We start from the raw sequence: 16110 nt of genomic DNA on the forward strand, positions 1-16110 counted from the left end.
GTTATTTAACTTACTAAATCATTGTTTGGGGGATAAATTGACTCAAATTAGAGAAGCAAAAAAAGGAAACATTACAAAAGAAATGGAATCTGTTGCTCAAGCGGAAAACATTGATGTTAATCAATTAAAATTTTTAATTGCAAATGGTAACGTGGTTATACCAAAAAACATTAATAGAGATACTAATGTCTGTGGTATAGGTAAAGATTTATCCACTAAAGTTAATGCAAACATTGGTTCATCTTCAAAAATGGAAGATATAAATATTGAAATTGAAAAAGCTAAAGTAGCAGTTAAATATGGTGCAGATGCTATAATGGACTTAAGTACTGGTCCTAATTTAAATAGTTTTAGAAGAGAAATATTAAATGCTGTAGATGTTCCAATTGGTACAGTTCCTATTTATGAGGCAGGAGTAGTTGCACAAAATCGTTCTGGCTCTGTTTTAGATATGAGTGAAGATGATATTTTTACCGCTATTTTAAATCAAGCAAAAGAAGGTGTAGATTTTATGACTCTTCATTGTGGGATTAATAAAGATTTAGTCAATAAATTAAAGTCTTCTAACCGGGCAATGGGAATTGTAAGCAGGGGAGGAACATTTATTTCTTCTTGGATTAACAATTCAAATGAAGAAAATCCATTGTATTCTAACTATGATTACCTTTTAGAAATAGCTTTTGACTATGATATTACACTTTCATTAGGAGATGGTCTTCGCCCAGGATCACTTCAAGATGCCTCTGATATTCCTCAAATTCAAGAACTTATTAATCTAGGTGAATTAGTAAAAAGGGCACATGACTTTAATGTTCAAGTTATGGTAGAAGGGCCTGGCCATGTTCCATATAATCAAATAGCTGCAAACATGCAAATTGAAAAAACTATTTGTCACGGGGCACCTTTTTATGTTTTAGGTCCAATTGTCACTGACTTAGCTCCAGGTTATGATCATATAACTTCAGCTATTGGAGGAACTTTAGCTGCTGTTTCTGGAGCGGATTTTCTTTGCTATGTGACCCCAGCTGAGCATCTTTCACTTCCAAATCTTAATGATGTAAAAGAAGGTGTTATTGCTTCTAAAATAGCTGCTCAAGCCGCTGATGTAGCATTAGGTTTAGAATCTGCTTGGATTAAAGAGAAAAAAATGGCTAAAGCTCGAAAAAATTTTGATTGGAAAAAACAATTTTCTTTAGCATTTGATGGTGAAAAAGCAGCAAGTTACAGAGATAGTTGTCCTGTTGAAAATGATGAAATGTGTTCTATGTGTGGAGAATACTGTGCAATAAAAATAGCTAAAGATTTAGACTAGCTAATTTTTTAAGATTTTTCTAATAGATTTAATTAGCGAATATTTAACTAATGAATAATTAATTAATGATAATTTAGCTATTGGAAATTTAGTTATTAGGGATTTAACTACTAGGGATTTAACTATTAGGGACTTAGTTATTAGGGATTTGGCTATTGAAAATTTGACTATCGAGGTTTTATGGATGATAAAATAACAAAAGCTGATAAAGCAATGGGAAAACTTGAATCTCAAAAAAGATTTAAAGGGGATGAGGACAGAAGAGTAGGTAGTGAAATTTTTGATAAATCTACTCTTGAAACATTATATAAACTCGGAAAACAAGGATATTTAGATCTTTTAAATGGTGCAATTAGTACAGGAAAAGAAGCTAATGTTTTAAAAGGTTTAGATGATGATGGGTCATTTATTGCAGTTAAAATATATAGAATCACTACCTCTGATTTTAAAAAAATGCAGTACTACATTCAAGGAGATCCCCGATTTAAAATTTCATCAAACAACAAGCGACAACTAGTTCATGCATGGGTTAATAAAGAATTTAGAAATTTAAAAAGATTATATGAAGCAAAAGTCAATGTCCCAAAACCAATAGCTGCTTTAAATAATGTACTCCTAATAGAATTTATTGGTGATGAAGATGGTGATCCTGCTCAACCAACAAAAAATAAAGCTCCTCTAAATCCAGAAGATTTTTTTCAGAAGCTATTATTTGAGTGGAAAAATTTCATTTTTCAAGGAAAATTGATTCATGGTGATTTATCTACTTATAACATTTTAAATTACAAAGAATATCCAGTAATAATTGATGTTTCCCAAGCAGTAGTTCTTGATCACATAATAGCTCCAGAGTTACTTAAAAGAGATATTACTAATCTTACAAAAGAATTTAAACATTTAGGTTTAGATATTGATGAAGATTATGTTAAAGATGCCATTAACTTTAAAGAGGTTTTTAAAAAATAAGTTTAAATAAGTTTAAAATAATCTTAAGCAAATTTATAAGTAAATTATTTAACAATATTTAATAATATTTAATAATATTTAATAATATTTAATAATATTTAATAATATTTAATAATATTTAATAATATTTAATTGTATTTTTTCTTTAAATAAAACATGATTTTTAATGAAGTTTAAAAATATTATTTAATATTTATAGTTTTATGATTTTTAAGGAAATTTTTATATAATTTCAAGTATATATATTAAAATTTAAGAATAAAGAAATCATTTTTTAATATTTTTAATACTTTTAAATTTTATTGTTTATATTTTCAATTTATTTTAATTTTATATTTAATTATTTTATTTGAACTTTTTAATATCATTAAATTTTTAATTTTTATAAATCCTCAATTATTAATAATTTTAATTAAAAAGCAATTTATTGTTTACAGGTGAATAAATGCCAGATATAGAATATCTAAAAATACCAAAAGATAGAATTGGAGCTTTAATTGGACCTAAAGGTCAAGTAAAAAAGATGATTGAAGATTTTACTCAAACTATTTTAGACATTGATAGTGAAGAAGGCACAGTAGAAATTAGTCCGAGAGAGAACATGGAGGATCCGTTAGGTGTTTGGAAATCAAATACCATTATAAAAGCCATTGCAAGAGGTTTTTCTCCTGAAAATGCACTTAAATTGAAAGATGATGATTATTATTTTGAGATTATTAAAATTCCTCTTTATGTAGGTAAGTCTAAAAAAGCTTTGGCTAGATACAAAGGAAGAATAATTGGTAAAGATGGAAAAACAAGGGAATTAATAATTGAAATGGCTGATGTAGCTATGGCAGTTTATGGCAAAACTGTATCCTTAATTGGTGAAATGGAAAATTTAATGGTGGCTAAAGAAGCTGTTGAAATGATTTTAAATGGTTCAAGACATAAATCTGTTTATGGGTTTTTAGAAGCCAAAAAACAAGATAGAAAAATGAAAGAATTTAAAAATCTAATAGGATTAGAAACCGAAGATGAAATAGAGTTCCGTGATGATATTTAAAATCGTGATTATTTGGTAATCAATTAGTATTTAATACTTATTTTTCTTATAATTTTTACTATCTTCTTATTTTTATTAATTTATATTTTTATTTTCTATTTCCTTTTTTTTATCTTTATTTTTTTTTAAAATTATAATATTTTTAATATTTTTAATAATTTATATGTTTTTAATGTTTTTAATAATTTAATATTTTTTAAAAGTTTAATAAATTTTTAAAATATTTTTAATATTTTTTAATATTTTAAATTCAATGATAATAGCAATGTTTTAATATTACTTTTCAAATGCTCTCACAAAATAATTATATACTCTTAGCATAAAATTTTATTATATAATATTTAAATTAGTATTTTAATTGAATTTTTAAATTTGGGTGGTTATTTTTTTTTTAAATCATATCCTACTTTCATCAAAAATCATCAAAAATATTATATAATATTCAAGAGATATACATGGTATGATAAAAATGTTTTGAAATTAGCTATTTTTATTATTAACTCTAATGTCATATGTAATAAATTTTTAGGATAATAAAATTATAATGATGTAATTATGATATATAATTTGGAATATTTTTATTTAAAAAAATTAATTAATTTTATAAAAAACTATTTTATTTTAGGAGGTTTAATTTGTCTCAACAAGCAGCAGAACTATTTGATAATTTTCAAGAATTGACTCCATCTGAATTTTTTAGGAAAAACAAGCAAATGTTAGGATTTTCAGGGAAAATACGATCTTTGACTATGGTTTTTCATGAATTAATCACTAACAGTTTTGATGCATCAGAAGAAGCAGGAATATTACCTGACATTGAAATTGAGCTTCATAAGTTAGAAGATGACCATTATTTACTTAAACATAAAGATAATGGTCCAGGTATTCCAGAAAAATTTGTAATGAAAGTTTACTGTACAATGTTTGCTGGTTCAAAGTTTAGAAATATCCAATCAAGAGGACAACAAGGTTTAGGATGTAGTGGTTGCGTATTATTATCTCAAATGACTACAGGCGAACCAGCTAAAGTTATATCACAGTACAAAGAAGAAGGAGAATTGAAAGGAATTGAAATGACCTTTAAAATGGATGTTAAAAAAAACAAAGGTCTTTTAATGAAAAAAAAGAAATTTACTCCTGAAAAAACTGGTGTTTCCATAGAATTACAATTTAAAGAAGTTAGATATAACATGGCACAACAAGGAGCTTTTGAATATATTCGACGAACAATGGTTGGAAATCCTCATGCTAGAATCACATTTACAGACCCTAATGGTCATGTATATCAGTTTAAAAGAGCAGCTGATGTTGTTCCAGTTCTTCCTGAAGAAGTTTTACCTCATCCTAAAGGAATCACTGCTGATGATTTAATTTTTATGGCAAAACATACTGATAAAAAAAGAATCAGAACTTTATTAATGGAATCATTGTCAAGAATGTCTAAAAGTCAAGTTGATAAAATTGAAGAGATTACAAGCATTGAATTAAAAAAACACCCAAAATATTTACAATGGGAGGAAGCTGAAAAGATTGTTGAAGCTATTTCTCAAATCAAATGGATGGCACCACCTACTTCTGGATTAATTCCAATTGGGGATGAACAAATAGAAAAAGGAATGAAAGAAATTCTTAAACCAGAATTTACTGCTGTAAACACAAGGAAACCTGTTGCATATCGTGGAGGAGTTGCTTTTATTATTGAAGCAGGACTTGCCTTTGGAGGAGAGTCTGGAAGAGTTGTAGGGGATCAAAAAAAATCTGAAATAATGCGTTTTGCAAATAGAGTTCCTTTAACATTTGATGAAGGCAGTTGTGCTATAACAGAAGCATTAAAAAGTGTGGACTGGAAGAGATATGGACTTCGTGATTTAGAAAATACACCATTGACAATGTTTGTAAATATTATTTCAACTCAGGTTCCTTATTTATCCACTGGAAAGCAAAGCGTTGCTCCTGAACCAGAGATTATTCATGAAATTAGACAGTCTATGATGAAAATAGCTAGAAAACTTCAAAAACATCTAAATGCTAAAAAAGCAGCTAAAGAAGAAGCTATTAGATCAAAAATTTTTGAAGATTTTGTTCCTTTAATAATTAAAGAAGCTGCTAGTTTAGCCGAGACCGATGTGCCTCATTACGATGAAATATTAGCCAAAGTAACTAGAAGAGCTTTAGCTGAGCTATTAGGTGAAAACCCAGATGATATTAATCAAACTAAAGAAACTGAGAATAAGACTATAGGTGAAAATCTTATTCCAGAAAATCCTCATTTGAAAAAAATAAAAAACCATTCTAAAGATAAATCAGAGGTTAATTCTAAAATTGACCAAAAAAATGAGACTAATGCTAAACTTAAATCAAAATCTAAGTCAGAATCTAAGTCAATATCTAAACTTAAACCTAAACCAGATTCTAAGTTGATATCTAAATCTAAGTCTAAATCAGAATATAAATCAATGTCTAAATCTAAACCCAAATCTAAAAATAATGATAATGATTTAGACAAGAATAAAGATAATCTAGATCATGATAAAAAGAAAATAGAAAAAAAACAAAAAGTTAGCTTAGATGATTTTATTAATTAATGATTTGTATTTTAAAATAAATTTGATAAATGTGATGATATGAGTAAGCCATTAAATCCAAAAAAAGAAAAAAAAGATATAACAATAAACAAGCTTAAAGGACTTGGTCAGTCAATAGTCGATGATGTTTCTAAAAATGAAATCCCAACTCTTAATATTCCATCAAGGGGAACTGGGAACATTGTTTATGATGAAGATAAAAGGTACTATGTTTTAGGTGATAGGTACGGAAAAAGGTCCCTTGGAAATGTTAAACAAATAAAAAAAATGGGTCAAATGATGCATGTTTCTAATTTTTGTAAGAACTTAGTTTCTACAGAAAAAACTGCAACTTTAAGGGAGATGTACTATGTTAGTGAAGGCTGGGGAATGGGATTTTCTGATCAGAATGAATCTAACATTTTAGCAGAAGATTTAGAGGTTACTGTAGGTGCTTCTCGTGAAGATTTAGGTTTAATGCCAGAAGAAGATGGTGCATCGGTTTATGGAGATATACTTCTAAAAGAAGGGGATGTAGAAATAAATGCATTAAAATCTGGTAAATCAGGTTATACTATCTCGCCTACAATTGATGAAGTGGAATTTATAGGTCATAATGTAGAGAGAGTAATAGCTGTTGAGACAATGGGAATGTTTCACAGAATGGTTCAAGAAGAAGCATATAAAAAATTTAATACTTTAATTGTAGGGCTTAAAGGACAGGCTGCTCGTGCCACAAGGAGATTTTTAAAGAGAGTTAGTACTGAATTAAAACTTCCTGTCTATATTTGTAATGATGGAGATCCATGGGGTTTTCATATAGCAATGGTTATAATATCAGGGAGTGCTAAGCTTGCCCATGTTAATCATGACTTAGCAACTCCAGATGCCAAATTTTTAGGTGTCACTGCTTCTGATATTGTTAAATATGAGTTACCTACGGATAAACTCAAAGAAGTTGATGTTTTACGTTTAAAAGAACTTGCTAAAGACCCAAGATATCGAAACAAGCAATGGCAAGATGAAATTAAAAAAATGCTTAAAATAGGAAAAAAAGCAGAACAGCAAGCATTTTCAAAATATGGATTAGAATATGTAGTTGACACTTATTTCCCAGAAAAATTAGAAGAAATAGAGAATTAATTAATTTTTTTTTCAATAAATATTTTTATTAGAAAAAACAAAAATTATCCCATAATTATTTATAAATATTACTAATTTACTAATTTAATAAAATTATATTGTTAAATAAATATTTTATGTATTTTTTTGGTGACTGTCGAAATGTTAGTTGGTAAGAAAAATTTCTCTTCTAAAAATCAAGTATTTGTAAATTCAAGCTTAAAATTCAATTTTAAAAATTCTACCAACTAACAAATTGACAGTCCCTTTTTTTGATGTTTTATTTTTTTAATTATCTCATGGTTTTATTTATTTTTTTAATATTTATGTAATCTTTATTTTTTTTATAAATTTTGTAATAATTTGTTAAGATGATGTTTTTTTTTTAATAATTTAAATAAATGATATTATTTTTAATTTAAGGTGTTTTTAAAATGGTTAAAGTAGCTATTAACGGATATGGGACTATTGGTAAGCGTGTTGCAGATGCTGTTGCCCTTCAAGATGATATGGAAGTTATTGGTGTTAGTAAAACTCGTCCAAACTATGAATCAAAAATGGCTGTTCAAAAAGGATATAATTTATATGTTGGTATTCCTGAAAGAGAAAAATCATTTGCTGAAGCGGGAATAGAAATATCTGGAACCGTTGATGACATGATAGAAGAAGCAGATGTTGTAGTTGACTGTACACCAGGCAATATTGGTCCAGAAAATCTTAAAAAATATCAAAAAGCTGGTGTTAAAGCAATATATCAAGGTGGAGAAAAACATACATTAACTGGGCTTTCATTTAATTCTTTTGGTAATTATGCTGATTCATTAGGTAAAGATTGCACTCGTGTAGTTTCTTGCAATACTACTGGATTAACTCGTAGTTTAAAACCTATTGAAGACTTTGTTGGAATTAAAAAAATTCGTGCGGTTATGGTTAGGCGTGGAGGAGATCCTTATCAAGTAAATAAGGGACCTATAAATGCTGTTGTTCCAAATCCTCCTACTGTGCCTTCTCATCATGGTCCTGACCTTGCTACTGTTATGTATGGTGCAAATATTGTTACAGTTGCTCTATTGGTTCCAACAACTCTTATGCATCAACATAATTTAATGGTAGAATTAAGAGATGATGTGTCAGTTGATGATATTATTGATGTATGGGAAAAAAGGTCAAGAATTCTTTTATTAAATGCTAAAGATGGTTTAGGCTCAACTGCAGAGTTTATGGAATATGCTAAAGAACTTGGACGTAGTAGAAATGACTTATTTGAAATTCCTATTTGGAAAGAGTCAATTAATGTTGTTGATGGAGAATTGTTTTATATGCAAGCTGTTCATCAAGAGTCTGATGTTGTTCCTGAAAATATAGATGCTATAAGAGCATTGTTAGAATTAGAAGAAAATAATGAGAAATCAATAGCTAAAACAAATAAAGCTATGGGTATTTTATAAATATTATAAATATATATAAAAGAGAATTATTTTTTTATACTTTATTATTAAATTATTTTATTATTAAATTATTTTTTTTATTATTTTTTTATTTACTATTCATTTTTTTTATAAATTCTCTTAGTTTTTAATTTTTAAAATTTACCATTCCAGAATCATGAAAAATAAAGTTATTTTTGGACCTGCAGGAAGACCAATTGATTATAAAGGTCCTGGATATAAGGCATGTGATTATATTGCAGGTGAAGGATTAGGTGCCTACGAATATCAAGGAGGTAGAGGTCTTAGAATTGGAGAAAAATCATCTAAAATTTTAAAAGAAAATTCTATTAAAAACAATATTTTACTATCTCTACATGGACCATATTTTATTAACCTAGCATCTTTAAAAGAGAAAACTATTAATAACACAATAGAGCTAATGTTTAAATCTGCTCAAATAGCTGAATGGATGGGAGCATATAGAATTGTCTTTCATCCAGGGTATTATGGTTCAAACACAAATTCTGTTTCACTTTCAATAGCTATTGAAACTGTAAACAAGATTTTTAAAAACTTGGAGGAGGCAGGAATAAAAGATTTTACTTTTTCCCCTGAGACTACTGGCAAAAAATCTCAATTAGGAAACTTAGATGAAATTATTAGTTTATGTAAGGAGTTTGATAAATTCGAGCCTACAATTGACTTTGCTCACCTTCATGCACGAAATGAAGGAGCTGTAAAATCAAAAGATGATTATAATTCTATTCTTTCAAAGTTAGAAAATGAATTAGAAATAAATACTCTTCATTGCCATTTTACACGGATTGAGTATTCTGCATCTGGTGAAAAAAAGCACCATTGTTTGGATGAACTTGATTATGGTCCAAGTCCAAAGCTTTTTTTAGAATCTCTAGTTGAAAATGATTTTAAAGCTACTATAATATGTGAATCTCCATTGTTGGATAAGGATGCCCTTAATTTAAAAAAAATATATGAAGGTTTAATTTAATTCAGTTTTTTATCCTTTAAAAATTTTAGATAGTTTTATATACTGTAAATTTATATTTATTTATATAATAATTTCCTTATAATATATTATTTTAAAAAATAACATTTTTATTATATATTGTTAAGCAAATTTTAAAAATTAAATAAATTTAAAAGTGATAATTATGGCAAAAAACGAATTACCTCTTGCTTCTGTTGCAAGATTATTAAAAAATGTGGGTGCACAAAGAATCAGTGATAAAGCTGTTGTTGCTTATGCTGAAGTTTTAGAAGAAGCAGCTACTAAACTATCTATTGAAGCAGTTGACATTGCTAAAAATTCTGGACGTAAAACTATTAAAGACACAGATATTAAATTAGCTCTAGCTTCTATATGTACATGTAAAAAATAGCATTTTTTTTTTAAAATGCTACTTGATATATTATTTTAATATACTTTAATATATTTTAATATTTTTTTAGTTTTCTTTTTTTTATTTTTTTAGTTTTTATTTTTTTATCTTTTTTTATCTTTTTTCAATACTTTTTCAATATTTTTTTTAATATTTTTTTATATTTTTTCTATTTTTTAAAAGCTTTTTTTTAATTGTTTCCATTAATTTTTATAAAAATGCATATTAAAAAATAAAAATTTTAATTCACTTAAAATTAAACAATTTATTTAGTTTTTTTCAAAATATTTTTATACTTTTAAAATCATATTATTATATGTTTTATTATTTTAAAATTTATAATTTATAATGATGTATCATATAGATTTATCAAAATAGATTTTTTTATAATACCTATCTTTTAAAAATTTAATTTTTTATAATTACTGGAGTTAATATGAAAATAAATAATAACAATCAAACTGAGCATGTTTTATCTGCAGGAAATGTTATTGTAACAAATTTTGACAAAAAACAAGAAGCAAAAGTAGTTGTAATTGAAGAAGCAGGATTACCATTTAAATTACACTACATGGAAGTTCCTAAAATTGAAATTTCAAACAAAGAGTTATTTGAACATTATGCAAGGGATCAATGGTATGGTGCACAAGCTATTGAGGGAAATTATCTTTTTGATCAGAAAGTATTTCCAGACTTTGGATTTAAAATGGTTTCTGTAACCCCTAACGATTCTATTATTGGCGATAATACTACGATTATACTTTTAAATGAAAAAAACAAAGATAAATTAAATTTAAATGAAAAAAATAAAAATAAATTGAATTTATCAAAGTTTAAATCTCATTCTACTATGGATGATATTATTGGTCAAGTTGGAGCTAAAAGTAAATGTAGAGTAATAGAAAAATATCTTAAAAACAGTGAAGAATTTGGTATTTGGGCTCCAAAAAATATTTTATTCTATGGACCTCCTGGAACTGGGAAGACAATGATGGTTCAAGCACTCTCAAATAAATTAGACGTTCAATTGTTTTTAATTAAAGCAACAACTTTAATTGGTGACCATGTTGGTGATGGGTCTCGTCAAATTCATGATTTGTTTGAAAATGCTAAAAAATCTGCTCCCGCAGTGATTTTTATTGATGAAATTGATGCAATAGCTTTAAATAGAAAGTACCAATCCTTACGTGGAGATGTTTCAGAGATTGTCAATGCATTGCTAAGTGAAATGGATGGGTTTTCTGAAAATTTAGGAGTTATAACTATTGCAGCTACTAATAATCCAGAACAATTAGATTTAGCCGTTAGAAGCAGGTTTGAAGATGAATTTGAATTTAGTTTACCTAATGAAAATGAAAGAACAGCTATTTTTAAGAAATATATGGATACTTTACCTATTCCAGTTGATGAAACCCCAGAAAAATTGGCTAAGCTCACTAAGGGCTTTTCTGGCAGGGACATAAAGGAAAAAGTCCTAAAATCATCTCTTCACATGGCATTATCTAATGATAAAAATTCAATAAGCTCAAAATATATTAGCAAAGCTATTGATGGGTCTAAAAAAGAATCCAAACCTCCAAAAGCAATGTTTGTTTAATAATCTTTATATTTCCTTTTTTTAGTTTTTAATTTTTACTTATTCCTTTTATTATTATTTTTTTTTTTTAGTTTTTAGTTTTTAGTTTTTTTCTTTTGAATTGATTTTTTAACACTTTTTCATTTTTTCTTCTATTTATATTTTAAAATCTATCACTTTGTTTCAAAGAGGTATTTTACTACTTTAATAATCTCTTTATCTCCTTTTTCAGCAGATTTTTTTATGTTTTTTGTAATATCATGGAAAATTTTGTTTACAATTGATTTAGATAAATTTTCTATAATTTTTTCTTTTTCAGTATTGTTTTCTTTTTCACTGTTGTCTCCTAGTTTAATTCTATTTTTATTTTCCTTTTTACTCAAATGTTGTTTTGTTATGTCTTTGTGCTTTAGTTTGTAAATTGCTTTTTCTACTTCTTTTTGCCTTACTCTTTCCATCTTAATTCTTATGTCTGAAAGTAGGTCTTCAACTTCCATGATTTTAAATGAGTTTTTAAGTAGCTTGAACTCTTTATCTATGATTTTATTTGCTTGTTTTACCTCATTTTCTCTTTGTTTTTTATTTTTATTTGCTATTCCTCTTAAGTCATCTAAATTAAATAGCCTAACATTTAGTTCATTTACATTTTCATCTATATCTCTTGGATTTGCTAAATCTACTATTAAAAGTGGAATTTCTCTCTTTTCTAAACATTCTTTATTTGTAACCTCAATTAATCTTTCTTTAGATAATATTGTGTGAGGTGAGCCTGTCGCACTAATAATTAAATCTGCATTTTTTAATTCTTTTTTCAAGTCATCTAATAGAATAGCTTCTCCATTTAGCTCTTTTGCAAGTCTAACGGCTTTGTAATATGTTCTGTTTGCTACAATAATGGCTTTAAGATTTTTTGCAGATAGTGCTTTTGCCACTAGGGTTCCCATTTTTCCAGCACCAATTACTAAGACATGTTTGTCTTTAAGATTGTCTAAATGTTCTTCTGCTAAATCAACTGCTGCAGAGCCTATTGAAACAGAACCTCGATTTATTTTTGTTTTATTTCTAACAACTTGACCTACATGAATAGCTTTTCTAAAAAGAACATCTAACACTTTTCCACAGTGTCCTTCCTCATAACTTTTATTTTTCGCATCTTTAATTTGACCTAATATTTGATCTTCACCAATAATCATGGATTCTAAGCCTGACGTGGTTTTAAGAAGATGTAACATGGCTGAATCTCCATAATGGATTAATAATTTTTTATTTTCGGAATTTAAAATAGGATGGTCAAAGGAACAAACATTGGTGTGGATATAATATTCTTTTCTGTTGCAGGTATTAATTTCTACATACTCTTGAATATTAAACTCACCTCTAAATTGATTAAATAGCTTTTTTAAGTCTTGTGCTGTGTTTTCCATTGTTTCTATATCAGCAATTTTATGGTCTACTCTGATGTTAATTATCATTAGCATTCTCCATAATAATATCTCGTGCATTGACTTTTGCTTCATTTAATTTATCTTTTGAAAGTAAATCATTTATTCTCTCATTTACTAAGATATTTTCTAAAACTTCTTTCCTTTTTCTTTGTGAGAGAATTGTATTTTTTAAAATTTTTCTACAATAATCTTGAAGTTTTATTTGAGTTAGTTCTTCTTTTGTAAGGAGTTTTTCTTCAGCTATTAGTTTTTCAAGCTTTTTTCTAAGTATTTTTGCCATTAAAGGGCTTTTACCCCCAGTATATATGGATATTTCAATATCTTCTAAATTTACTTTTGTGGGAACAATTAAATTGCCTTTTTCTGGAATGTCTGCACGATTCAACAGTTTATTTTCACTTAGTTTACTTGCATACTCATTTATTTCTGTATTCGTTGTTGCAACAACAACTAAATTTGCCCATTCTATTGATTTTTTAATTTCTTCCTTGTTTAAACCTAAATGAAATTTAACATTCTCAGTTTTTAATTCTTTAGGTAACTTTTCCCCAAATATTACTACATTTGCTCCTGCAGATTGAAATCTTTTAGCTCTTCTTATTCCTACTTCACCTGAGCCAAGAATTAAGACATTTTTATCTTCAAGTTTTAAAAAAAGAGATGTTCCATTCATTTTCACACATTTTTATTTCATAATTATTCAAATCTATTTCATGATTATTCTAATAATTCTATTAAATTATTGCAATGTTTTCATTTTTAGAAGTTTTGCAGCTATTTTTACATCGTTGTTACTGTCACTTAAAACTTTTTTAGCCTCCTCTTCATTTACATTAAAAGATTCTGCCAATAATTTTATATGTTCTTGAGTATAATCTTTTTCATTGGAAACTAATTTTTCAGATAGTTGTTTTTTCAATGTTAAATACTCATTTTCATCCATATCTATATTTCTCATAACCCTATCTCTCAAAGGACAAGGTTTTGATGTTTTACAACACCAAACCAATGAGCCAAAACAAGTTCCTGCCCCTTCTTTAAGGCGAGTATTTCTTCCAAATTCAGTTTTAATGTCCATGTATTCTTGTGGACTCATATTAACATCTTCAAGAGCGTATAATACTGGACATGGTTTTACTGGCGGACAACAAAATGCTAAAGCTCTGCTATCCCCTCCTCTACATACATGTGACGGTGCATCATCCCAAGACATAACTTTATCCTCATTTAAGATTTTTATAACATAGTAATAATACTATCAATTATTAATTTTATTAATTTTATTAATTTTTATTAAGAGTAACATTTTTATAATTTTATATAATTAGTAGCTGTAATTTTATATAACTAGTAATTATAATTATAAATTCAATTAATTAATAAAAATTTCAGCATTATTTATCAGAATTTAATTATTATCTAATTATTATCTAATTATTATTTAATTATTATTTATTTAATCTAGAAACTAATCAGTAAGCATCTCTTCTTTTTCTTTTGGATTTAGTTCTGGAACTATTTCTTCTGGGGTTCCAATTTTAAGGACTTTTCCACCTCTCATCAATGCAGTTCTATCACAGACATCTAAAACAAAGTCCATATCATGAGATATAATTAAAAATGTCTGATTTAAATCTTGTCTTGCTTTTAGAATAGAGTCTGTAACTTGGACTCTTGTAATTGGATCCATAGTTCCAGTTGGCTCGTCTAAAATTACGATGGTAGGTTCTTTTATTAAAACTTGAGCTATTGCTACACGATGTTTTTCTCCAACACTAAGTTTCTCTGGTGCTTTGTTTAAGATGTTCATGGCATAATCTGAATCAAATCCAACAGCTTTTAATACTTCAATGGCTTTCATTTTAGCAAATTCTGCAGGGAATTCTAGGCTTATAGATTCAGTTAAATTTTCAAGAACAGATCTATGAGGATATAAAGAGTATTCTTGGTGAAGGAGACCTATATAGGGTATAATTCTTCCTCTACCTAATGGTCCAGAGATATTCATATCAATCCATTGATCTCCTAACCTAACATTAATTTCACCACTACTAGGTTCAGTTAAGCCTACTAACATACGACTTAATGTAGTTTTTCCAGATCCACTAAGACCAACTATACCAAAAATTTCTCCTTCATTGATTTTAAGACTAATCTCATCAACCGCTTTAACTACTCCTCTGTCTATAGAATAGTAGTATTTTTTAGCTTTTTCAATGTCAATGATAGTACTTCCAGTTTTGTATTCATTGATTTGCTTTGGAAGAGGAACGGTTTCTAAAAATTTTTCAACAACTGTGGCAGATGATCCTTTATCTACAATTTCGCCATTATCTAACCATATAACAGTATCAGATAACTGTTTCATTACTTCAGGCCAGTGAGAAGTAATTAACATTGTTATACCTTCGTTTTTCACACCTTCTTTTAATGTTTCATGTATATATTTAGCTGTTTGAGGATCTAATGTTCCTGTAGGTTCATCAGCTAAAAATAACATTGGATTTTTAGCTATTTGTCTTGCAAGAACTACTCTTTGTTTTTCTCCACCACTTAAATCACGAGCAATGTGAGTAATTCTATGATTCATTTGAACCATTTCTAAAAGGTCTAATGCTCTATAAAGTTTTTCTTCATATTCTCCAGTTGGAATGGCTTCTAAGACATTTTCAATTACAGTTTCTTCATCATATAATGCGAAATTTCTCTGTAACATAATGGAAATTCTTCTTCTAATTGCAGCAAAGATTTTTCTATCACTGTTCCAGAAATCAATTTCTTCAGCTTCGAACTTTCCACCACAAGAACATGAATTTCCTGATTTAGATGGCGTATCTACAGTTAAACAACTTTTACAAATGGCTAGGTTGTAAATTATTTTTCCACTGTCTGGGCGATACTCTTTTATTCCTCTGAGCATATTTATTAATACGGACTTCCCAGAACCACTTCTTCCTAAAATTCCAACAACTTCTCCTTCTTCTATATCAATATTAATGTCTTTTAAAACATTATTATCATCAAAGGTTTTGTTTATATTTTTAATAGATATAAATGACATTTTTTCACCATTTGGTTTATGTAGTTATTTAAGAATATGTAAACGATTAAAAATAATTTATTTTAATAATGATTTAGTTTTATAATAATTTTTAATAATGGTTTATTTAATAACATTTCATTTAATAATTTTTTATTTTATATTTTATTTCTATTTTTTTTTTTTTTTTTTTTTTTTTTATTTTTTTAT

General features: G+C 27.3%; 13 protein-coding genes. 9 read left to right on the forward strand and 4 right to left on the reverse strand.

Annotated elements, in window-relative coordinates:
• Positions 1–37 precede the first annotated feature (37 nt).
• The 9 genes from thiC (at position 38) to MBCUR_RS03415 (ending at position 11436) form a co-directional block, all read left to right on the forward strand.
• Positions 38–1312, forward strand: a complete 1275-nt coding sequence (gene thiC / locus MBCUR_RS03375; RefSeq protein ID WP_067090194.1) for a phosphomethylpyrimidine synthase — start codon at positions 38–40, stop codon at positions 1310–1312.
• Between the two features lie 180 nt (positions 1313–1492).
• Positions 1493–2278, forward strand: coding sequence for a serine protein kinase RIO (locus MBCUR_RS03380; RefSeq protein ID WP_067090197.1), 786 nt, complete (start codon positions 1493–1495; stop codon positions 2276–2278).
• Positions 2279–2723: 445 nt separating this feature from the next.
• Entirely contained in the window at positions 2724–3323 is a 600-nt protein-coding gene (locus tag MBCUR_RS03385) for a KH domain-containing protein (RefSeq protein WP_067090200.1), read from the forward strand.
• Positions 3324–3958: 635 nt separating this feature from the next.
• A complete protein-coding gene (gene top6B / locus MBCUR_RS03390) occupies positions 3959–5908 on the forward strand; it encodes a DNA topoisomerase VI subunit B (RefSeq protein ID WP_084269458.1) in 1950 nt (649 codons plus the stop codon).
• A gap of 39 nt (positions 5909–5947) precedes the next feature.
• Positions 5948–7030 carry a DNA topoisomerase IV subunit A gene (locus MBCUR_RS03395; protein WP_067090203.1) on the forward strand — a complete coding sequence of 361 codons (1083 nt, stop codon included), beginning with the start codon at positions 5948–5950 and terminating at the stop codon, positions 7028–7030.
• A gap of 413 nt (positions 7031–7443) precedes the next feature.
• Positions 7444–8457, forward strand: coding sequence for a phosphorylating glyceraldehyde-3-phosphate dehydrogenase (locus tag MBCUR_RS03400; RefSeq protein WP_067090205.1), 1014 nt, complete (start codon positions 7444–7446; stop codon positions 8455–8457).
• A 157-nt stretch (positions 8458–8614) separates the two neighbouring features.
• Positions 8615–9448 carry a TIM barrel protein gene (locus MBCUR_RS03405; RefSeq protein ID WP_067090208.1) on the forward strand — a complete coding sequence of 278 codons (834 nt, stop codon included), beginning with the start codon at positions 8615–8617 and terminating at the stop codon, positions 9446–9448.
• A gap of 163 nt (positions 9449–9611) precedes the next feature.
• The gene (locus tag MBCUR_RS03410) at positions 9612–9839 is read left to right on the forward strand and encodes a histone family protein (RefSeq protein WP_067090210.1); all 228 of its coding nucleotides are present in this window, start codon (positions 9612–9614) and stop codon (positions 9837–9839) included.
• 442 nt (positions 9840–10281) lie between these two features.
• Positions 10282–11436, forward strand: coding sequence for an AAA family ATPase (locus MBCUR_RS03415; protein ID WP_394329076.1), 1155 nt, complete (start codon positions 10282–10284; stop codon positions 11434–11436).
• Between the two features lie 152 nt (positions 11437–11588).
• Here the strand turns inward: MBCUR_RS03415 and hemA are convergent, their stop codons facing one another.
• From hemA to atwA, 4 genes are all read right to left on the reverse strand, one after another.
• A complete protein-coding gene (hemA, locus tag MBCUR_RS03420; RefSeq protein WP_067090217.1) occupies positions 11589–12887 on the reverse strand; it encodes a glutamyl-tRNA reductase in 1299 nt (432 codons plus the stop codon).
• Positions 12877–13533, reverse strand: coding sequence for a precorrin-2 dehydrogenase/sirohydrochlorin ferrochelatase family protein (locus MBCUR_RS03425; RefSeq protein WP_067090219.1), 657 nt, complete (start codon positions 13531–13533; stop codon positions 12877–12879). The genes hemA and MBCUR_RS03425 overlap by 11 nt, the downstream gene beginning before the upstream one ends.
• A 66-nt stretch (positions 13534–13599) precedes the next feature.
• Positions 13600–14073, reverse strand: coding sequence for a methanogenesis marker 9 domain-containing protein (locus MBCUR_RS03430; protein WP_067090222.1), 474 nt, complete (start codon positions 14071–14073; stop codon positions 13600–13602).
• 255 nt (positions 14074–14328) lie between these two features.
• Positions 14329–15921 carry a methyl coenzyme M reductase system, component A2 gene (gene atwA / locus MBCUR_RS03435; RefSeq protein ID WP_067090224.1) on the reverse strand — a complete coding sequence of 531 codons (1593 nt, stop codon included), beginning with the start codon at positions 15919–15921 and terminating at the stop codon, positions 14329–14331.
• Between the last annotated feature and the right edge of the window lie 189 nt (positions 15922–16110).

The sequence above is a fragment of the Methanobrevibacter curvatus genome, assembly GCF_001639295.1.
GTDB lineage: Archaea > Methanobacteriota > Methanobacteria > Methanobacteriales > Methanobacteriaceae > Methanoflexus > Methanoflexus curvatus.

Bases quoted from the DNA above. Each gene is read 5' to 3' on its own strand.
- MBCUR_RS03380 (WP_067090197.1), top strand. From the start codon at position 1,493: ATGGATGATAAAATAACAAAAGCTGATAAAGCAATGGGAAAACTTGAA.
- MBCUR_RS03385 (WP_067090200.1), top strand. From the start codon at position 2,724: ATGCCAGATATAGAATATCTAAAAATACCAAAAGATAGAATTGGAGCT.
- MBCUR_RS03395 (WP_067090203.1), top strand. From the start codon at position 5,948: ATGAGTAAGCCATTAAATCCAAAAAAAGAAAAAAAAGATATAACAATA.
- MBCUR_RS03400 (WP_067090205.1), top strand. From the start codon at position 7,444: ATGGTTAAAGTAGCTATTAACGGATATGGGACTATTGGTAAGCGTGTT.
- MBCUR_RS03405 (WP_067090208.1), top strand. From the start codon at position 8,615: ATGAAAAATAAAGTTATTTTTGGACCTGCAGGAAGACCAATTGATTAT.
- MBCUR_RS03410 (WP_067090210.1), top strand. From the start codon at position 9,612: ATGGCAAAAAACGAATTACCTCTTGCTTCTGTTGCAAGATTATTAAAA.
- hemA (WP_067090217.1), bottom strand. From the start codon at position 12,887: ATGATAATTAACATCAGAGTAGACCATAAAATTGCTGATATAGAAACA.
- MBCUR_RS03425 (WP_067090219.1), bottom strand. From the start codon at position 13,533: ATGAATGGAACATCTCTTTTTTTAAAACTTGAAGATAAAAATGTCTTA.
- MBCUR_RS03430 (WP_067090222.1), bottom strand. From the start codon at position 14,073: ATGTCTTGGGATGATGCACCGTCACATGTATGTAGAGGAGGGGATAGC.
- atwA (WP_067090224.1), bottom strand. From the start codon at position 15,921: ATGTCATTTATATCTATTAAAAATATAAACAAAACCTTTGATGATAAT.